Origin of the sequence: Lactobacillus xujianguonis, assembly GCF_004009905.1 — a bacterium.
Taxonomy (GTDB): domain Bacteria; phylum Bacillota; class Bacilli; order Lactobacillales; family Lactobacillaceae; genus Lactobacillus; species Lactobacillus xujianguonis.
In genome coordinates this window covers 1-18,450 of the sequence record NZ_ML136884.1, presented here as the reverse complement: position 1 = coordinate 18,450, position 18,450 = coordinate 1, and the positions used below count along the sequence as shown (strand labels likewise).

The following is an 18,450-nucleotide window of genomic DNA, read 5'->3' as shown; positions in this document are numbered from 1 at the left end:
ATGAGATTAAGAAATAAACCTTGGGCTGTGAAGCTTGTTAACGAACATCCAGAAAGTGTCTTGCAAAATCCTGATCCAGAAAAGCAGATTGATTGGCAAGCACGTTTTGGTAATGATCATCCGATTGAAATTGAAGTTGGTTCTGGTAAGGGACATTTCATTACCACTTTGGCAGAAAATAATCCTGATAAAAACTATGTTGCTTTGGAATTGCAAACTACAGCTGCTGGTATTATTTTGCGGACAAAGCTGGAAAAGGGCTTAGATAATTTGCAAATCTTGCGTGGGGATGCCGCTGACATCAACTGCTTTTTCCCAGAAAACAGCACTGACGTCATTTACTTGAACTTCAGTGACCCTTGGCCAAAGACTCGTCATGAAAAGCGCAGATTGACTTACAAGAGCTTCTTAGCTAAGTATCAACAAGTTTTAACGCCTGAAGGTCATATTGAATTTAAGACTGATAATGCAGGTCTGTTTGCATATTCTGTGCAAAGCTTAAATAATTTCGGGATGCATTTTGACTTTGTTTCAGTTGATTTACACCATGAAAAGCCAGAAATTATCGAAAAGAATATTGAAACTGAGTATGAGCATAAGTTTGCAGCTAAGGGTAATCCGATTTATGCATTGCATGCAAGTTTTGAAGCATAGCACTTGTAAAATATATTTTTAATCATTAAAATACTTGTAAATAGTAAGTTGAAAATGAGGGATAAAATTATGGAAAAGATTAAAGAATTAACAGAAGACCAATTAAATGAAATTACTAAATCAGGCCGCGTTGTCTTAGAATTTTCAGCAACTTGGTGCCCAGATTGCCGTTTCTTAGATCCATTTTTGCCTGAAATTGAAAAAGATTTTTCAGAAGCAAAATTCTACCAAATCGACCGTGATGGCTCAATGGACGTCGCAAAAAAATTAATGATTATGGGAATTCCTTCATTTGTTGTCTACCAAGATGGCAAAGAAATTGGTAGACTAGTAAATAAGGATCGCAAAACTAAACAAGAAGTTGAGGATTTCTTGCGGTCACTTGACTAAATAAGGAGATTTTACGAAATGATCACTAGTATTAACAAAGAAGCTTATCCAAATACTTTGATCGTTATCTTGGGTCAAGACAACGGCAGAAGTGAATTTGAAGAAAAAGATGATGTAACTCGAGTTACTGATAAAGAAGGTAACTTAATTGGATTCAACTTTTTCAATGTTGATAAGTTAATTGATTATGACAAATTGCCAAATGGTAAGGTTACTTTGAGCGATGATGAACTTGCTGCACTTAACAAGAAGCTGGCAGAAGTTGGCTTTGATGACAAGTTAGCATACGGCAAGCCAACGCTTGTTTATGGCTACGTTAAGACCTGTGAAAAGCACCCAGATTCAGATCACCTTCACGTAACTACTGTTGAAGTAGGTAACGGTGAAGAACACCAAATCGTTTGTGGTGCTCCTAACATTGCTCAAGGTCAAAAAGTTGTTGTTGCTCTTCCAGGTACTTTGATGCCAAACGGAGCCCAAATTTGGCCTGGTGACCTTCGCGGCGTTGATTCATACGGTATGATTTGCTCAGCACGTGAACTTGGTTTGCCACACGCACCACAAAAGCGTGGAATTATGGTGGTTCCTGATAGCTTTGAAGTTGGGGCAGAATTTGAACCAACCAAGTGCGACGAATTAATCGCTAGTGGTGAAATCACTTTATAATTTAAGCAAATAAAGAAACTCCTTAGTTGTTGAAACTAGGGAGTTTTTTGTTAGCTTGAAGGCTGCTACTGACTAATCAAAGGTGTAATGAAACCAGCAAGAATTAATTAAGTAAAAACTAAGGAGAGCAAAAAATGAAGCTCAATCATCAAATTTTATCTGGTGCAGCAGCCGTTTTTGCGGCAATCTCAATGGGCTTAGTAACTAGCCAAACGGTTCAGGCCCAAAGTATTACCCTGCACAAAGGTTATGATAAAACTACAATGCCTTATGTCAGACAAAAGGGTAAGTTTATTAGCGCCAATAAAAGAATCAAAATTAAGAAATATAAATTCAATGGGCAACCGATTTTAACCAAGGGAGATAAGGTAGTCTACGCAAGTGCAGCAACACCATATTTAATTAATCAAGATAATTATTACTATTTAGGTCATGGTGGCTATCTAAAGCAAGATAATGCTTATATGATGAACGGTAACACCTATGTCCTTACCCATAATTCTTATATCTATGATAAAAATGGTAAGCGTTTGAAGACTTTTCGAGGCAAACGGGCTTATTTAATTGCTAATACTAAGATTAAGTCAGGAGTTCGTGATGAGTATTATCGCAAGCCTTTTACTTATTACAGGATCGGGAAGAATACCTATGTTCAAAGTGATCAAATTGCTAAAGTAAATGGCAAAGGCGTCTTATTCATCTCTCAAAATAGTGCAGTTTATAATTCTCGCGGCCAACGTCAACGCCAAGTTATTAAAGCAGGTCAACTAGTTCCATATGTTGGTAAAGTTGAGAAGAAGTCAAGTCGCTATTTCTACGTAACTAGTGGAAATAATAATGATATTCGTTCAATTAAAAATTATCGCATTAAGGGTAATTATTACTTTAAGATTGGCAAAAACAAATATCTAAGAGCTAATAATGTGAATGCCATTAACGGTAATACTCTGTATACCAAAGGTCCGATTAAAGGTAAAATTGTAACAGCTGACCAAATGGTTAGAATTGGAATGGGTGATTATACTTCTTCCTATTATCGTGTCAAAGCTGGTAAGAATCCGATCTACATTGATACCGGACTTTATGAAGAGACGAATCCAGATGTTCCTTATGTTTGGTGTATTGATAACGGCCCAACTTTAGCTAAGCAGTATCTTGAAAGTCAAGATTACTATGATTTGCGCTATAGTGTTGTGTACTTTAAAACAAATCAAGCTGTTTTTTATAATGTAAATGGCGAAAAAGTTGAAAACAAATTTGCTGGAGATGAATTAGCGGTTAACCAGAAGCTTTATCTTTGGAACGCAAAAGATAATCAAGCCGAATTGTATTATCATGTGCAAAACTCTTTAGTCTATCAAGCAGGAGCTGAAGATGAACGGCAGAATACAGCTATTAGTAATCTTTATGTCAAAGCAAGTGATGTAGATATTAGCGGCCAAAAGCTCAAGACCAGCAATACAAAGGCGGAAGCTCAGGCAGATAGTGCCTTAGCAACAAGTAGCGAGAAGCAGGGCCTCACTACAGCAATTTCTGATGTAGATAGTGTGAAGGCTTCGGTCAAGTATCGTCTAGATAGTTGGGTAAATCGTAGTTTGTATGATCAGGCAGTAGAAAATGCAAAAACGATTGCTAGTGATAAAACAGCAACTAAAGCTGCTGTAAAAGAAGCCTTGTGGCAAGTTGATTTTGCTAAGAAAAATTTAAAGGGTGCAAAAGTTAAAGTAAAAGATGTCAATAATTTAACGCCAATCGAGGCGGAACAAGTCTTGAATTTAGCACGCCAGGCTTATGATAACGATAAGAATTATTTAGGTGTCGCTGTCTATCAAAAATGGGCGCATAAAGCAGGATATTATCCTGCTGAGGGATGGAAGAGTAATCAAAAGACCAGATATTACCTCATTCCTGCTCATGGTGGCAAAAAGATTCTGTTAAAGTTCTCTGATTTTGCTACAGAAAAATAAAAGTAAATAAAGAAACTCCTTAGTTGTAAAAACTAGGGAGTTTTTTGTTAGCTTAAATATATAGTAAAATTTGAATAATAATGAAGAGTAGGGGGACATTTAATGAAATCATTAACGTATAAAGGATATCAGGGAAATATTGAAGAGAAGCAGGATTTCTTTTTTGGCCATGTTTTAGGTTTACAAAATACAATTATTTCTTATGAAGGTAGGAACCTTAAAGAACTTGAAAAAGATTTTAGAGCTGGAATTGATGATTATTTAGAAAACTGTAGATTACAACAAGTAGAACCAGAAAAAGCTAAGTATTGGGCACAATAAAATCCTGTTAGTAAATATCAGGGTAAAATTACTAGCAGGATTTTTAATCAAACTAATCTTTGTATAATGCTACTTTGACATCTTTAACATTTAGATAATAGACATAATCACCGCTACGATCTACGTAGAAATAATCATTATCCATATTTTTAGGAGCTCTATATATCCGTGTTCCTTCAGGCTTGAAAATGCTACTACCCTTAGTAACATAAAGATCACCTTTTTTAAACTCATACAATTCAGGCCCTAAAGTATCCTCATCTCCTTTTTTGATTTTATCTGCTGAGATAGCATCAAATGCATCTTCATTTTCTTCCACTTCGTCGAGATAATACTGTTTAGTGTTCTTTTTAGCAATGTACATTAAATTATCTTGTTTATTTTTATGATATTGCTGATTCATCTTTTTCAGCAAGAACTTTTGATATTTTTCAATCATTGGGTCTTTACTGTGCTTGCCAAATGCTTTCGCATAGGTGAAATGATTCTTAATACGTTTAGAAGACTTTCTTTTCTTAGTCTTTTTCGCCTTTCTAACAGTTTTAGCTTCGACATGACTTTCAGCTGAATTAAATGATGAAGCTACGACCGGTGATACTGCTAAAAGAGCAGCAGATACTATACTTATATATTTCACTTTCTTCATAAAGTGGTCCTCCTATATCTATTGACTACGCTTTCACTATAAAACAATGGGACATTTTATACAATATAGTGTGAATGATGGCATCAAGTTCTATTTTTAAAATTCTTTTATAACAAACAATGGTAAAATAGTTAACGAATTAAAACGTTAAAGTTTCGAGGGAAGATAAATGTTAGACAAGAATAAACAAATTTGGTTCATTGGTATCAAAGGTACTGGTATGGCATCCCTAGCTCTTCTTTTACATGACTTGGGCTACAATGTTGCCGGTAGTGATATTGAAAAGTACACTTTCACACAAGTTCCACTTGAAAAGGCAGGCATTGAAGTTAAAAACTTCGATCCCGCTAACATCAAGAGTAACGATGAACAAGTAATCGTTAAGGGTAACGCCTTCAAAGAAGATAACCCAGAAGTTAAAGCCTGCCTTGATAAAGACGTTAAGTGGCAGTCTTACCCAGATACTGTTGAAGAAATCGTACAAATGCACACTTCAATTGGCATTTCTGGGACTCACGGTAAGACTTCAACTACCAGTCTTTTGTCTCACGTTTTAGGTGAAGTTGCGCCAACTTCATACTTAATTGGTGATGGTCGTGGTAAAGGGGTTGAAGGTTCACGCTTCTTTGTTTATGAAGCTGATGAATATCGTCGTCACTTCTTGGCATATCACCCAGATTACCAAATTATGACTAACATCGACTTTGACCACCCAGACTACTTTAAGGATCAAGCTGACTACACCAGCGCCTTTCAATCTGCTGCTGATCAAACTAAGAAGGCCCTCTTTGTTTGGGGAGATGACAAGCGTCTTCAAAGCCTTAAGACAGATATTCCTAAGTACACTTACGGCTTTAATGATACTGACGACTTCCAAGCTACCCAAATTGAAAAATCAACTACTGGTTCTAAATTCCATGTTTTGGCTCATGGTGAAGATTTAGGTGAGTTTGAAATTCACTTATTCGGTGATCACAGTATTTTAAACTCCACTGCTGTTATTGCTGTTGCTTATACTGAAAAGGTACCAATGGCTGATATTAAAGATGGCTTATTAACGTTCAAAGGTGCTAAGCGTCGCTTTAGTGAAAAAGATTTTGACGACATTGCAGTTATTGATGATTACGCTCACCACCCAACCGAAATGCGGGCTACCATTCAAGCTGCTCGGCAAAAGTTCCCAGATAAAAAGTTAGTCGTTGTTTTCCAACCACATACTTTCTCCAGAACTAAGAAGTACCAAAAGGACTTCGAAGAAATTTTGCGTGATGTTGACAAGGCTTATATCACGCCAATCTATGCTTCAGCTCGTGAAGCTAATGGTGATATTTCAAGTGAAGACTTAGTCAAGAATATTCCTGGTTCAGAAGTCATTGATTTAGATAATATCGCTGACTTAACTAAGAATCGTAATTCAGTAATTGTCTTCATGGGTGCCGGTGACATTCCTAAATATGAAGACGCTTTTGAAAAGTTGCTCTAATTAAAAGCTAAATCAAGCAAAAAAAGATCCCTTCAGTAGTCAGCTGAAGAGATCTTTTTTGTGTTTAAAATGGGCTTTCGAGAAAATTATTAATCTGTTTTTCCACAATTTCTTCTTTAAACGGGATTGCTTTGCTGATAACTGGCAAGCTTAAACTCGTTAACAAGTGCCAATTGCGGTAGATCTTTTCTTCGTTAATTATGGCCCCATTTTGCTTTAAATAGGAGCGGGTAAGCTGCAAAAGGTAGTCAAAGATTTTCTTACTAAGTTGCTGATTGAAGATCAAATCTTTTGCAAGCTGTCTCCCGCGCCTTGAAATAAAGCTAAGATACAATTGATCTAGATGAGCAAGAGCATTGAAGGGATGGAGAATTTTTTCGTTTAAAGTCATTTTTTGAAATTCTTGCAGAAAGCCATACACTTCACGTTCTTTTTCATCCTTGAGGTTAAAAAGTGAGAAAGTCGTGTGTAGATTTTTAGAAGGGTAATCTTCATTTGCGGTCAGCATCATATTATCCTTCCTCCTTTGTATCTGTATCATTTATCATCTACATTGATTATTGTAAAAAGTTTACGTACAAAAATATATGAACTTGCACAATTTGATAAAAAACAAAATATCGTTTATACTAGGTAAAATATTTTTTTACTTTTTACAGAATACAAGTATGAAAGGATTACCTATTTGGATATTAGAACACAAACTACTCAAGATAACTTAAAAAAGGCACTCCTGGCCTGTATGGAGAAAACACCATTTATCGAAGTTAAAGTTAAAGATGTCATTATTACTTCAGGGATTAGTTCACGAACTTTTTATCAATATTATAAAGATACCCGGGACCTCTTATTAACGGTTGAAAATGAAGTTTTGGCCGCTTTTAAAGCAGCTCTTTTAAAGGATCGACAAGCAGTTGGTGGGATTGACCACATTTTGACACAGCCGGAATTGGTAAAAGTGGCAGAAAATATTTCTGTTAATACAATCAAGTTTTTATTAAAATACAAGAAACAATTAGAGATCTTGACTTCTGATAACGGTGATATCCATTTTTTCAATCAATTAGTAGCTGCTGCTAATGAAGAGTTTACGATTAGAATGGAGGAACTGAATCCTCATTATCGTGAAATTTTAGCTCGAGAGCAAAGTTTGCCACCAGAAATGGTTTTAGGAATTTTTGACACTAATATTCTTAGTGTTGCCTTGCAATTAATTCGCTATAACGATGAGCTTTCTCCAGCTGAAATGCGACGCTATATTGCTGCTTATTTAACTCGGACACCGTTTCAATATTTAGGTTTGGCACCACTTGATCAGTAAAAATTCATTAATTAAGGTTTGAATTAATAAAAGAATAATCGAAAAACTGTTAAAATAGGGACGTACTTATTTAACAGTTTTTTATTTAGAAGAGGAAAAAGATGGCACAAAAGAAATTACTTTTAATTGACGGTAACTCAGTGGCCTTTCGTGCCTTTTACGCTTTATATCGTCAACTCGATCGTTTTACTAGTCCAGATGGCTTACATACGAATGCAATTTATACTTTTAAAAATATGCTTGATGCCATTATGAAAAAGGTGCAACCAACTAATGTCTTGGTTGCCTTTGACGCTGGTAAAGTTACCTTTAGAACTAAGATGTATCAAGATTATAAGGGTGGCCGGCAAAAGACGCCTAGCGAATTATTAGAACAATTGCCAGTGATTCGCGAATTATTGGCTGATCTTGGCATCACTAGTTATGAATTAAAGAACTACGAAGCCGATGATATTATCGGAACTTTAGCTAAGATGGGTGAAGATGCAGGTTACAAGGTAACCGTTGTTACTGGAGATCGCGACTTAACTCAATTAGCTTCTGATAAGGTGACGGTCATGATTACCAAAAATGGTGTCGGCGATACCGAAGACTATACTCCAGAGCACATGAAGGAAGTTAACGGGGTGACGCCAACCGAATTTATTGATATGAAGGCTTTGATGGGCGATAACTCTGATAATTATCCTGGCGTTACCAAAGTTGGTCCTAAGACTGCTTCAAGATTAATTCAAAAATATGGCTCTGTGGAAAACTTATACGAGCATGTGGATGAAATGAAGAAGTCCAAACTCAAGGAAAACTTGATCAATGATAAGGATAAGGCCTTTTTAGCTAAAAAATTAGCCACCATTGATCATGATTCCCCAGTTACTGTAACTTTAGAAGATACAGTTAAGCGCGATGTTGACTATGAAAAATTGCGCACCCTTTATGAAAAGTTAGGTTTTAAGAAGTTTTTAGCTGAACTTAATCAAGATTCGGCTGCCCAAGATGAAACAACTGGGGCTGAAGAATATCAATATGTCGAATTAACTCAAGATAATAGCCAAGAACTAGCTGATTTAAAAGCTAAAGAAATTACCTTCTATTTAGGGATGCTAGGAGACAACTATCACTTAGCACCATTTGTCGGTTTTGCCCTTAAAGTTGATCGAAAAGTTTATGTTGCTAAAGACATTGCTTTATTGCAAGAAATGCCTTTAAAGGGAATTTTGGAAAATAAGACTATCAAGAAGAATGTCTTTGACTTAAAGCGGACCTATGTTGGTTTGCACCGGTTAGGAATTACCGCTGGCGGCTTGGACTATGATATGTTGTTAGCTTCTTACTTGGTTAATAATGAAAATAACTCTAACGATTTAGGTGAAATTGCGCACCTTTATGGTGAATATAGCGTTAAAACTGATCTGGAAGTTTACGGCAAGGGTAAGAAGATGGCGGTGCCAGAAGATGAAGAATTCTTCAAGCACTTAGCAGCGAAAGTTAATGTGATTGAAAAGCTTAAGCCGGAACTGATAAAGCGGTTAAAGGACCATGAACAAGATGGTTTGTACGATGATATTGAAATTCCGGTTGCCTTTGTTTTAGCTAAGATGGAAATCGCAGGGATGAAGGTTTTACCAACTACCTTAATGGAACTGCAAAATGACTTTGCCACCCGGCTCAAAGAATTACAGGATAAGATCTATAGTCAAGCGGGAGAAGAATTCAACTTGAATTCGCCTAAGCAATTGGGTCATATTTTGTTTGAAAAGTTAGGTCTACCACCTGTTAAGAAGACCAAGACGGGTTATTCCACTTCAGTCGAAGTTCTTGATCAATTGAAGACTAAGAGTCCAATTATTAATGAAATTTTGGATTACCGGCAAATTGCTAAAATTCAATCAACCTATGTTAAGGGCCTATTAGATGTAATTCAGCCAGATGGCAGGGTGCACACCCGTTACTTACAAACTTTAACCGCCACCGGACGTTTATCTTCAGTTGATCCTAACTTGCAGAATATTCCTACCAGAACTGACAAGGGTAAGCAGATCAGAAAGGCCTTTGTGCCGACTGAAGCAGATGGCTATATCTTCTCTTGTGATTATTCACAGGTGGAATTGAGAGTTTTAGCTCATGTTTCTGGGGATGAACATATGCAAGAAGCCTTTAAGACCGGTTACGATATTCACTCCCATACGGCCATGAAGATTTTCCATTTGGATTCTCCCGATCAAGTGACACCGCTGCAGCGGCGGCATGCAAAGGCGGTTAACTTCGGAATTGTCTATGGGATTTCTGATTATGGTTTATCAAAGAACTTAGGCATTTCACGTAAACAGGCTAAAGAGTTTATCGACAATTACTTTGAACAATATCCACAGATTAAAGATTATATGGATAAGGCTGTGCAAGAAGCACGTGAAAAAGGCTATGCCGAAACAATTATGCACAGAAGACGGTACTTGCCAGATATTCATGCCAAGAACTTTAATGTTCGCAGCTTTGCGGAAAGAACTGCCATCAACTCACCAATTCAGGGTTCAGCCGCTGATATCATTAAGATTGCGATGATTAATATGCAAAAGGAACTGGAAGAAGTGCATTTAAAGACCAAGATGGTCTTACAAGTGCACGACGAGTTAATTTTTGATGTGCCAAAGGATGAATTAGAAACCATCAAGAAAATCGTCCCTGAAGTTATGCAATCAGCTGTTCAATTGGATGTACCATTAGTTGCTGACTCTGGTTGGGGCCATAATTGGTATGATGCAAAGTAGGTGATTAGATGCCAGAACTGCCAGAAGTTGAAACAGTTCGTAGAACCTTGATTCCTTTAATTGAGGGAAAAACAATTGCTAAAGTTGTGTTATGGTATCCCAAGATTGTAGCTACCGATCATCAAGAATTTGTCAATGAATTACCAGGTAAAAAGGTGCTCGACATTGACCGCTATGCCAAATATTTACTGATTAGATTAAGCGATGATTTAACGATTGTGTCCCATTTGCGCATGGAAGGTAAATATCATTTAACAACACCGGATGCACCTAAAGACAAGCACGACCATGTGGAATTTATTTTTACGGATGGGACAGCGCTGCGCTATAATGACGTACGTAAATTTGGCCGGATGCAGCTAATTTTAACCGGGACCGAACGCGAAACAACAGGAATTGGAAAATTAGGTTATGAACCAAATAGTCCTGAATTTACGGCTGCTTATTTAGTGCAAGGCTTAAGCCGCAAGCAGAAGAATATTAAAAATACGCTGCTTGATCAGACAGTTGTGGCCGGTTTAGGCAATATCTATGTGGATGAAGTTTTATGGCGGACTAAAATTCATCCCTTAAGTGTAGCCAAGAAGATCCCAGCCGCTAAGGTGCGCGAACTGCACGACAATATTAATCAAATTATTGCCGAAGCCATTCGTTTGCGCGGGACGACTGTCCATACTTATTTGGATGCTAACGGTGAAGTTGGCGGTTTTCAAAATAAATTGCAGGTTTATGGGCATGTGGGCGAGCCTTGTCCAGTCTGCGGCACGAAGTTTGAAAAGATTAAAGTTAATGGGCGTGGCACTACTTTTTGTCCGCATTGTCAGGTACGTTACTAATGACACTAGTGTTAGGATTAACAGGTGGGATCGCCACTGGTAAGAGCACCGCTGATAAATTTTTTCAAAAAAAGCAAATTCCGATTATTGATTGTGACCTCCTGGCGCATCAGTTGATGGAGCCGGGTGAGGTCTTATGGCAGGAGATCAAAGATGTCTTTGGCCCAGCCTATTTAAAGGCAGATCACAGTATTGATCGAAAAAAACTAGGACAGCTAGTATTCAATAATCCTCAAGAATTAGCGCGCTTGAATCAGCTAACGCATAAGTGGATTTACCGCAAAATTCAAGAAAGAATCGCTGCTGCCAAAAAAGCCCAAGTTCCACTAATAGTAGTGGATGCGCCGACTCTTTATGAAAGTGGCGGGCAAGAGTATTGTGACCAAGTCTTAGTGATTGCCTTGCCAGCAGAATTACAACTGAAACGCTTGATGGCCCGCAATAATTTGAGTCAAGACCAAGCTTTGGCGCGAATTAATAGTCAAATGCCATTAACGAAAAAAATTGCTCAAGCTAACTATGTTGTGTTTAATACTGGTACAATAGAAGAATTAAAGAGTAAATTAGAAGAAGTTTTGTTGAAGATAGAAGCTGAGGTTTAATTATGGAATGCCCAAATTGTCATCAAAATGCCTCTCGGGTAATCGATTCTCGTCCAAGTGATGAAAACCGGGCTATCAGACGGCGGCGTGAATGTGAAAACTGTGGCTTTCGTTTTACCACTTTTGAAAGAGTGGAAACCGCGCCACTATTAGTAATTAAAAATGATGGTACCCGTGAACCATTCAATCGTAAGAAGATTTTGCACGGAGTGATGGCCGCAGGTCAAAAGCGTCCAATTACCAGTGAGCAATTTGAACACTTAGTTGACGATGTGGAAAACAAAGTGAGAAAGCTAGGCGTCAGTGAAATCACCTCCAAGAAAATCGGTGATTTTGTCATGGAAGATTTAGCTAACATTGATGACGTTGCTTATATTCGCTTTGCTTCTATTTACCGTGAATTTAAGGATATGTCCAGCTTCATGAAGACAATGGAAGACATGATGGCTAAACGCGGGAAGGAAAATAATTAATGTTTGAGACAGCCAATCCCAAGCAGCCTTTTTTGGTCGCCAATCAGATTGAACTTTTTCCACAAGATCAAGAGATTCTGATTAAGCTGTATCAACCGCTAGTTGGAGCCATTGCTGTGGCTTTTTATCAAACTTTGATTCAGGATTATGATCCGTATGAAATTTTGTCAGATGCACGTGGAATTTATGCTTTGCAAGAGCAACTCGACTGCAGTTTGAAGGATTTTTTCCAGGCTTTGCATAAACTGGAAGGTGTCGGCTTAGTGCAGACTTTCTTAGTGGATAATGAAGTGACCAAGGTTTTAGTTTTTCGCTTGTTAAAAGTCCAGACAGCCCAAGAGTTCTTTTCAACTGCTTTATTAGCTAGCCTTTTAAAAGAAAAAGTTGGTGAAAGTGACTTTCATCGCTTGAGCCATTATTTTGCTAAAAAGGCTAAGATGACGCAAAAGCAAGTTAAGAATGCCCGCGACATTTCTGCTTCGTTCTTAGAAGTTTTCAGTTTGCCAGATGATGAAGCAATTAGTCCTTCAACTGATGTTTTAGAAGCTGCTAATGAAAACCAAGTAGCTGATGTTGGCCGGGCCCAGCTTAATCAAGATGATCATATTAACTGGGGCTTTTTAAAGCAGCAGTTTACCATGTATCAGGTTAATCCTAATGAAGTTGAGCAGCATAAGAGTCAGATTCGCAATTTGATGAAGACCTATGGCTTGAATGAACAAGAATTTGTTGATGAAAGTTTGCCCAGCTTGCATGGCTCAAACCAATTGGACATGAAGGCTATTGCGCGCTTAATTGCAGAAAATTACCGTGCAATTCATGCTCGACGTGATCTGCAGCAAGAAATTGAGCAGAATCGGCCGCATAATGTGCAAATGCCGCGCGGATTGTCACAAGAAAAGCAGCAATTACTGCAAGCGGCAAATAGCAAGTCACCAGCCCAATTTTTATATGAAATTAAGAAGGAAAAAGGTGGCTATGCCAGTGCTGATGAAAAGCGGATTATTTATAATTTACGCAATCAACGGGGCTTGCCATCAGATCTAATTAATGTTTTGATCTATGCCTGTTTGAAATATAGTCCAGTGCTCACTAATCGCTTAGCCGACCGGATTGCTAATGATTGGTTGCAGCATAAGGTGACGACTTCTAAAGATGCGATCGATCATATTGATGAATGGGATAAGCGAGCTCTTAACCGGACTAAGCAACGGTATCAACCACAGAAGCGGGTTGAGAAAGGTACTGATTGGAGCAAGAAGAAGGCCACAGTTGATAAAAGCGTCAATTCTGAAGATTTAAAGAACTTCTTCAAGAATTTGGAAGACCAAAGCGGGATGAAGTAGGTGAAAAATCATGCAACAAATTGGAGACGTTATTAAAAAAATCGTCAAAAAAAGAAATTTAGGTACTGAAACTAGACTCAGTGATGAAATAGTAAAAGATCCTGAAATTCAAAAGTTTTTACAGGCACATCACAATCAAATTAATAACGAAATGATAAAGAAAAGCATGTCTAACCTGTATGAATTTTACCTGCAAAAGCGCAATCCTGATAAAGTCATGGCCGGTTATCAGCCAGAATTATTTATCAATACTAATGCGATTGATGTGCGTTATGCACCTACCGCAGCTAAAGTTGAACAAGATCGTGACCGCTCAGCTAAACAACATTTACAGTTAATTGATTTGCCAGAAGCTTTACACGATGTGAAGTTAAGTGAAATTGATATTAACGATAATCGTTCAGAAGCCTTTGGTTTAATTGAAAAATTTCTCAAAGAGTATCCTAAAAATCCCCATCAAAAAGGAATCTATCTTTCAGGTGGATTTGGCGTAGGTAAGACTTACATGTTAGCTGGTCTGGCTAACCAAGTTGCTGCTTTGGGGAAGACAGTTGTCTTTTTGCATGTTCCAACTTTTATCGCTGGTTTAACAAGCCATTTTCACGATAACAGTTTGCAAGATGAGATTAGAAAAGTATCAACTTGTGATGTTTTAATCTTAGATGACATTGGTGCCGAAAGCTTAAGTCAATGGTCAAGAGACGACGTCTTAGGTGTAATTTTGCAGGCTAGAATGGACAATGTTTTGCCAACTTTCTTTTCTTCAAATATGGATATGAAAGATTTACAAAAGCACTTTGAAGAAACGCGCAATGCTATTGACCCCGTCAAAGCAGCACGGCTTATGCAACGAGTAAAGTTCTTGGCAAAAGAAGTGATCGTTTCTGGCCCCGATCGGCGAAATTTTTCAAATTAGGGCTTGATTCGCATTTAGGACGGCGTATAATATCAGTTAATGAAAGAGACATGATTTACTTCATTCAGAGAGAAGGGCCTAGTTCTGGAAGCTTTTCAGCGAAGTGAACCCCAACTCTTTCTTCCCCAAAATAGATTATTTAGGTTGGACACCATTATCAGTCCTAAGAGAGGCTAGACGTACGCTAGTCTGAATTTTGGGTGGAACCACGCTAATTAACGTCCCAGTGCAGTATTGCACTGGGATTTTTTATTATATTTTTTCTGGAGGAAACTATGAGTTTTTCAATCACTTTGCCTGATGGCTCAAAGAAAGATTTTGAAGAAAGCTTAACGATTGCTGAATTAGCGCACAAGATTGCAACTTCTCTTGGAAAAGCTGCAGTTGCTGGTAAGGTTAATGGTCAAGTTGAACCACTTGATTATGAACTTGACGAAGATAGCGAAGTTGCTATCTTAACTGACAAGGATGAAGAAGGCTTGGACGTTTTACGTGCTAGTGCTGCTTTTGTCTTCGAAGCAGTTGCTAAGAGTGAATATTCAGCTCTTCGTTTAGGTGAACATGTTGCTGACGAAGGCGGCTTCTATGTTGACACTGATAAAGATGATCAAATCAAGGTTGGTGAATTACCAAAACTTGAAAAGGCAATGCAAAAGATCATCAAGAACGGTGAAAAGATTGAACACGTTCGCGTTTCTAAGTCTGATCTTGAAGATGAATACAAAGATGATCCATACAAGACCGCTCTTCTTGCTAAAGAAGAAGGCGATGTTGTTGATGCCTACAAGCTTGGCGACTTTGTTGACTTTGGTTTTGATGCACTTCTTCCAAACACTGGTAAGATTAAGCACTTCAAGCTTTTGTCAGTAGCCGGTGCTTACTGGTTAGGTAAGTCATCAAACCCAATGCTTCAAAGAATCTTTGGTACTGCCTTCTTTAAGGAAAGTGATTTGAAAGCTGACCTTAAGCGTCGTCAAGAAATTAAGGAACGCGACCACAGAACTATCGGTCGTGACCTTGACCTCTTCTTCGTTGATCCTAAGGTTGGTGCTGGTCTTCCTTACTGGATGCCAAAGGGTGCTACTATTCGCCGGGTTGTAGAACGTTACATCATCGACCGTGAAGTTGCCGATGGTTACCAACACGTTTACACTCCAGTATTGATGAACCTTGATGCTTACAAGACTTCAGGTCACTGGGCACACTACCGTGATGACATGTTCCCACCAATGGACATGGGTGATGGCGAAATGCTTGAACTTCGTCCAATGAACTGTCCTTCACACATTCAAATTTACAAGCACCACATTCGTTCATACCGTGATCTTCCACTTCGGGTTGCTGAACTTGGGATGATGCACAGATATGAAAAATCAGGTGCCTTGTCAGGTCTTCAACGTGTACGTGAAATGACCTTGAACGACGGTCACACTTTCGTAGCACTTGACCAAGTTCAAACTGAATTTGCCAAGATCTTGAAGTTGATCATGGACGTTTACAAGGACTTCGATATTACTGATTACTACTTCAGACTTTCATACCGTGACCCTAAGAACACTGACAAGTACTTCGCAAATGACGAAATGTGGGAAAAGTCACAAAAGATGCTTAAGGGTGCCATGGATGACCTTGGCCTTGACTACGTTGAAGCTGAAGGTGAAGCTGCCTTCTACGGTCCAAAGCTTGATATTCAAACTAAGACTGCTTTGGGTAACGATGAAACCATGTCAACTATCCAACTTGACTTCATGCTTCCAGATCGTTTCGGCTTAACTTATGTCGGTAAAGATGGTGAAGAACACCGTCCAGTTATGATTCACCGTGGTATTGTTGGTACTATGGAAAGATTCATTGCTTACTTAACTGAAATTTACAAGGGTGCATTCCCAACTTGGCTTGCTCCAGTTCAAGCTGAAATTATTCCAGTTAACAATGAAGCTCACGGTGAATACGCTGAAAAGGTTCGTGTAGAACTTGCTAAACGTGGCTTCAGAGTAGAAGTTGATGACAGAAATGAAAAGATGGGTTACAAGATTCGTGAATCACAAACTCAAAAGGTACCTTACACTTTGGTATTAGGTGATGAAGAAATGAAGTCAGGCAAGGTTAACGTACGTCGTTACGGTACTGATGAAGAAATTTCTAAGAGTCTTGATGACTTTATCAACGAAATTGATGTCGATGTTAAGTCATACTCAAGAGAAAACAACTAATTAAATATAATTAGAAATACGTAAAAAGGTAGTAGACAGCTATAACAAGCTGTTTACTGCCTTTTCGTTTATATTCTATACAGAGATAGAAAAATAAAAAATTAAAAAAATTTTTTGTCATTTTTTTGATCAAAGTTCGATTCAAAGTATAAATCTTATCGATTTTTTGACCTTTATGTTATATACTTTGAAGCTTTTGATTGTATATAAAGATAGAAATAAATATGATAGCAATGAAAAATGCGTTATTTTATATAATCGTATAGATATCTAAAAACACTGTTATATCAACGATTCTTAGCTTCACACAACAAATAAATCGTATTATTATATAAGTGCAAAGAGAAATGATAAGGAATTAAAAAAGAAGGTAATTAAAATGTTAGAAGCTTTGAAAGATGAAATGAAATTAAGTTTTGGTACTCACAAATTAGCAATTGAAGATGCTAAGGACTTACTTGAAAAGTAAGCGTAAAAAACTGAAGTATCTTTCTTAGCTCCCATTTTTCGGCTATTCTTATCTCATAGACTTAAGGAGGCAAAGAATATGCTTGAAAAGAAGCAGCCAATTGTGGCTCTAGATCATCCACAAAAGCCTAAAAAGACACGTCCACCACGCAATAACTTGATGCTCAGCTTAAAAAAGAATAATCTTGAGCTCACTCTATATAGTTCCCTTGATCCTGATATCCTGAACAAGATTTTGAGTAAGGTTTTATCATGATTAACCTCTATGACCTAGGACAGGTCTATGTTGTTTGTGGTCGAACTGACATGAGGCGCGGAATCGATGGCTTGGCCGCCATAGTTAAAGATAAATTTGATTTAGATCCCTTTGCCGGTCAGGTATTTATCTTCTGTGGCGGCAGTCGCGATCGCTTTAAAGCTTTATATTGGGATGGTCAAGGTTATTGGCTCTTATATAAGAGATTCGAAAATGGCAAGATGAGCTGGCCGAACAATCAGGACGAAGTTAGAGCCTTATCACCAGAACAAGTAGACTGGCTAATGAAAGGCTTCTGTATTGAGCCAAAAATAAAAACAACGCACGCACGCAATTTCTATTGATTTTGCGTGCGTTTCTGGTATGCTTTAAATTATCCAAAAACGAGAGGGAGATCCTAATGACTAAGACTGAAACCAAAGATGAAATCATTCAAGGCTTAATGACCACAATTAATAACTTAAATGAAGAGATCTCCCTTTTGCGTGAACAAGTAGCCTATTTAACACAAAAGCTTTACGGCAAATCATCAGAACAAACTCCTTTATCAGGACAAATCAGTTTATTTGATGAAGAGAATTCTAATAGTGACGAAGATGAGGATCTTCCCTGTTGAAACTGCAGAAATCACTTATCACAGAAGAAAACACAAAGCAAAGAGAGCTAATATCTTAGAAGCTTTTACCAGCGAAAAAGTTCACCACCAGTTAACTGGCAAAGATCTGCTTTGTCCTGACTGCCAAAAGGAAATGAAGGAAATTGGCTCTTGATCAGTTCGTCAAGAGCTGCTGTTTATTCCAGCACAAATCAAACATCTGGATCATGTCCAGCATGCTTATAAATGTAAGCACTGCAGCTTAAGCAATGAAAGTGACAAGATTGTCAAGGCTCCGGTACCTAAAGCACCGCTAGCTCACAGTTACGGCTCAGCTTCAATCATTGCTCATACTCTCTATCAAAAGTATGAATTGAAACTGCTAGCTTATCGTCAAGAAAGCGACTGGCAAAAAATGGGGCTGCCAGTGACGCGCCAAGATATTATTAACTGGCAGACTAAATCCACAGAATACTACTTAGAGCCGCTTTATCAATTGCTTAAAGAAAAGCTGCTAGAGCAAAAGTTCTTG

General features: G+C 38.0%; 21 protein-coding genes. 19 read left to right on the top strand and 2 right to left on the bottom strand.

All coding sequences use genetic code 11. The features are described 5' to 3' along the window. The 5 genes from trmB (at position 1) to EJK17_RS06690 (ending at position 3,998) form a co-directional block, all read left to right on the top strand. Entirely contained in the window at positions 1-654 is a 654-nt protein-coding gene (gene trmB / locus EJK17_RS06710; protein WP_103661655.1) for a tRNA (guanosine(46)-N7)-methyltransferase TrmB, read from the top strand. Positions 655-723: 69 nt separating this feature from the next. After that, positions 724-1,044: a thioredoxin family protein gene (locus EJK17_RS06705; protein WP_103661656.1), complete on the top strand. Its 321-nt coding sequence runs from the start codon at positions 724-726 to the stop codon at positions 1,042-1,044. 18 nt (positions 1,045-1,062) lie between these two features. After that, complete coding sequence (gene ytpR, locus EJK17_RS06700; RefSeq protein ID WP_103661657.1) at positions 1,063-1,710, top strand: YtpR family tRNA-binding protein; 648 nt, start codon at positions 1,063-1,065, stop codon at positions 1,708-1,710. Positions 1,711-1,844: 134 nt separating this feature from the next. Beyond that, positions 1,845-3,677: an SLAP domain-containing protein gene (locus EJK17_RS06695; RefSeq protein ID WP_103661658.1), complete on the top strand. Its 1,833-nt coding sequence runs from the start codon at positions 1,845-1,847 to the stop codon at positions 3,675-3,677. Between the two features lie 102 nt (positions 3,678-3,779). Then, a complete protein-coding gene (locus EJK17_RS06690; protein WP_103661659.1) occupies positions 3,780-3,998 on the top strand; it encodes a hypothetical protein in 219 nt (72 codons plus the stop codon). Between the two features lie 52 nt (positions 3,999-4,050). On the opposite strand, the gene EJK17_RS06685 is transcribed toward EJK17_RS06690, so the two are convergent. After that, the gene (locus EJK17_RS06685) at positions 4,051-4,644 is read right to left on the bottom strand and encodes a hypothetical protein (protein ID WP_103661660.1); all 594 of its coding nucleotides are present in this window, start codon (positions 4,642-4,644) and stop codon (positions 4,051-4,053) included. A gap of 169 nt (positions 4,645-4,813) precedes the next feature. Between EJK17_RS06685 and murC the strand changes: the two genes are divergently transcribed. Further along, a complete protein-coding gene (murC, locus tag EJK17_RS06680) occupies positions 4,814-6,127 on the top strand; it encodes a UDP-N-acetylmuramate--L-alanine ligase (RefSeq protein ID WP_103661661.1) in 1,314 nt (437 codons plus the stop codon). A gap of 64 nt (positions 6,128-6,191) precedes the next feature. Here murC and EJK17_RS06675 read toward each other — a convergent pair whose 3' ends face one another. After that, entirely contained in the window at positions 6,192-6,638 is a 447-nt protein-coding gene (locus EJK17_RS06675; RefSeq protein WP_103661662.1) for a hypothetical protein, read from the bottom strand. A gap of 174 nt (positions 6,639-6,812) precedes the next feature. Between EJK17_RS06675 and EJK17_RS06670 the strand changes: the two genes are divergently transcribed. The 13 genes from EJK17_RS06670 to EJK17_RS12020 form a co-directional block, all read left to right on the top strand. Next, on the top strand, positions 6,813-7,448 hold the full coding sequence (locus EJK17_RS06670; protein ID WP_236629344.1) for a TetR/AcrR family transcriptional regulator: 636 nt from the start codon (positions 6,813-6,815) through the stop codon (positions 7,446-7,448). 101 nt (positions 7,449-7,549) lie between these two features. Then, positions 7,550-10,213, top strand: coding sequence for a DNA polymerase I (polA, locus tag EJK17_RS06665; protein WP_127796294.1), 2,664 nt, complete (start codon positions 7,550-7,552; stop codon positions 10,211-10,213). An 8-nt stretch (positions 10,214-10,221) separates the two neighbouring features. Continuing rightward, entirely contained in the window at positions 10,222-11,049 is an 828-nt protein-coding gene (mutM, locus tag EJK17_RS06660) for a bifunctional DNA-formamidopyrimidine glycosylase/DNA-(apurinic or apyrimidinic site) lyase (RefSeq protein ID WP_103661664.1), read from the top strand. Beyond that, positions 11,049-11,651, top strand: coding sequence for a dephospho-CoA kinase (gene coaE / locus EJK17_RS06655; RefSeq protein ID WP_103661665.1), 603 nt, complete (start codon positions 11,049-11,051; stop codon positions 11,649-11,651). The genes mutM and coaE overlap by 1 nt, the downstream gene beginning before the upstream one ends. A 2-nt stretch (positions 11,652-11,653) precedes the next feature. Next, positions 11,654-12,124: a transcriptional regulator NrdR gene (gene nrdR / locus EJK17_RS06650; RefSeq protein WP_103661666.1), complete on the top strand. Its 471-nt coding sequence runs from the start codon at positions 11,654-11,656 to the stop codon at positions 12,122-12,124. Next, positions 12,124-13,470 carry a DnaD domain protein gene (locus EJK17_RS06645; protein WP_103661667.1) on the top strand — a complete coding sequence of 449 codons (1,347 nt, stop codon included), beginning with the start codon at positions 12,124-12,126 and terminating at the stop codon, positions 13,468-13,470. Before nrdR ends, EJK17_RS06645 begins: the two co-directional genes overlap by 1 nt. Before the next feature lie 10 nt (positions 13,471-13,480). Then, positions 13,481-14,386 (top strand): primosomal protein DnaI, encoded by a 906-nt coding sequence (gene dnaI / locus EJK17_RS06640; protein WP_103661668.1) that lies wholly within the window; start codon positions 13,481-13,483, stop codon positions 14,384-14,386. Positions 14,387-14,661: 275 nt separating this feature from the next. After that, positions 14,662-16,599: a threonine--tRNA ligase gene (gene thrS / locus EJK17_RS06635; RefSeq protein ID WP_103661669.1), complete on the top strand. Its 1,938-nt coding sequence runs from the start codon at positions 14,662-14,664 to the stop codon at positions 16,597-16,599. 547 nt (positions 16,600-17,146) lie between these two features. Continuing rightward, positions 17,147-17,323: a hypothetical protein gene (locus EJK17_RS11430; RefSeq protein ID WP_168180750.1), complete on the top strand. Its 177-nt coding sequence runs from the start codon at positions 17,147-17,149 to the stop codon at positions 17,321-17,323. Beyond that, positions 17,320-17,667 carry an IS66 family insertion sequence element accessory protein TnpB gene (tnpB, locus tag EJK17_RS06630; RefSeq protein WP_103661602.1) on the top strand — a complete coding sequence of 116 codons (348 nt, stop codon included), beginning with the start codon at positions 17,320-17,322 and terminating at the stop codon, positions 17,665-17,667. Before EJK17_RS11430 ends, tnpB begins: the two co-directional genes overlap by 4 nt. 56 nt (positions 17,668-17,723) lie before the next feature. Then, a complete protein-coding gene (locus tag EJK17_RS06625; RefSeq protein WP_103661603.1) occupies positions 17,724-17,939 on the top strand; it encodes an IS66 family transposase in 216 nt (71 codons plus the stop codon). Further along, complete coding sequence (locus EJK17_RS12025) at positions 17,911-18,093, top strand: hypothetical protein (protein ID WP_281273593.1); 183 nt, start codon at positions 17,911-17,913, stop codon at positions 18,091-18,093. Before EJK17_RS06625 ends, EJK17_RS12025 begins: the two co-directional genes overlap by 29 nt. Positions 18,094-18,108: 15 nt before the next feature. Next, positions 18,109-18,450, top strand: a 342-nt coding sequence (locus tag EJK17_RS12020; protein ID WP_342769173.1) for an IS66 family transposase, incomplete at its 3' end; no start/stop codon positions are given.

What these genes read in the sequence shown, in the direction of transcription:
- EJK17_RS06690 (WP_103661659.1), top strand. Translation starts at nt 3,780, where the DNA reads ATGAAATCATTAACGTATAAAGGATATCAGGGAAATATTGAAGAGAAG.
- EJK17_RS06705 (WP_103661656.1), top strand. Translation starts at nt 724, where the DNA reads ATGGAAAAGATTAAAGAATTAACAGAAGACCAATTAAATGAAATTACT.
- mutM (WP_103661664.1), top strand. Translation starts at nt 10,222, where the DNA reads ATGCCAGAACTGCCAGAAGTTGAAACAGTTCGTAGAACCTTGATTCCT.
- coaE (WP_103661665.1), top strand. Translation starts at nt 11,049, where the DNA reads ATGACACTAGTGTTAGGATTAACAGGTGGGATCGCCACTGGTAAGAGC.
- murC (WP_103661661.1), top strand. Translation starts at nt 4,814, where the DNA reads ATGTTAGACAAGAATAAACAAATTTGGTTCATTGGTATCAAAGGTACT.
- trmB (WP_103661655.1), top strand. Translation starts at nt 1, where the DNA reads ATGAGATTAAGAAATAAACCTTGGGCTGTGAAGCTTGTTAACGAACAT.
- EJK17_RS11430 (WP_168180750.1), top strand. Translation starts at nt 17,147, where the DNA reads ATGCTTGAAAAGAAGCAGCCAATTGTGGCTCTAGATCATCCACAAAAG.
- EJK17_RS06675 (WP_103661662.1), bottom strand. Translation starts at nt 6,638, where the DNA reads ATGATGCTGACCGCAAATGAAGATTACCCTTCTAAAAATCTACACACG.
- thrS (WP_103661669.1), top strand. Translation starts at nt 14,662, where the DNA reads ATGAGTTTTTCAATCACTTTGCCTGATGGCTCAAAGAAAGATTTTGAA.
- ytpR (WP_103661657.1), top strand. Translation starts at nt 1,063, where the DNA reads ATGATCACTAGTATTAACAAAGAAGCTTATCCAAATACTTTGATCGTT.
- EJK17_RS06685 (WP_103661660.1), bottom strand. Translation starts at nt 4,644, where the DNA reads ATGAAGAAAGTGAAATATATAAGTATAGTATCTGCTGCTCTTTTAGCA.
- polA (WP_127796294.1), top strand. Translation starts at nt 7,550, where the DNA reads ATGGCACAAAAGAAATTACTTTTAATTGACGGTAACTCAGTGGCCTTT.
- EJK17_RS06695 (WP_103661658.1), top strand. Translation starts at nt 1,845, where the DNA reads ATGAAGCTCAATCATCAAATTTTATCTGGTGCAGCAGCCGTTTTTGCG.
- EJK17_RS06645 (WP_103661667.1), top strand. Translation starts at nt 12,124, where the DNA reads ATGTTTGAGACAGCCAATCCCAAGCAGCCTTTTTTGGTCGCCAATCAG.
- tnpB (WP_103661602.1), top strand. Translation starts at nt 17,320, where the DNA reads ATGATTAACCTCTATGACCTAGGACAGGTCTATGTTGTTTGTGGTCGA.
- nrdR (WP_103661666.1), top strand. Translation starts at nt 11,654, where the DNA reads ATGGAATGCCCAAATTGTCATCAAAATGCCTCTCGGGTAATCGATTCT.
- EJK17_RS06625 (WP_103661603.1), top strand. Translation starts at nt 17,724, where the DNA reads ATGACTAAGACTGAAACCAAAGATGAAATCATTCAAGGCTTAATGACC.
- dnaI (WP_103661668.1), top strand. Translation starts at nt 13,481, where the DNA reads ATGCAACAAATTGGAGACGTTATTAAAAAAATCGTCAAAAAAAGAAAT.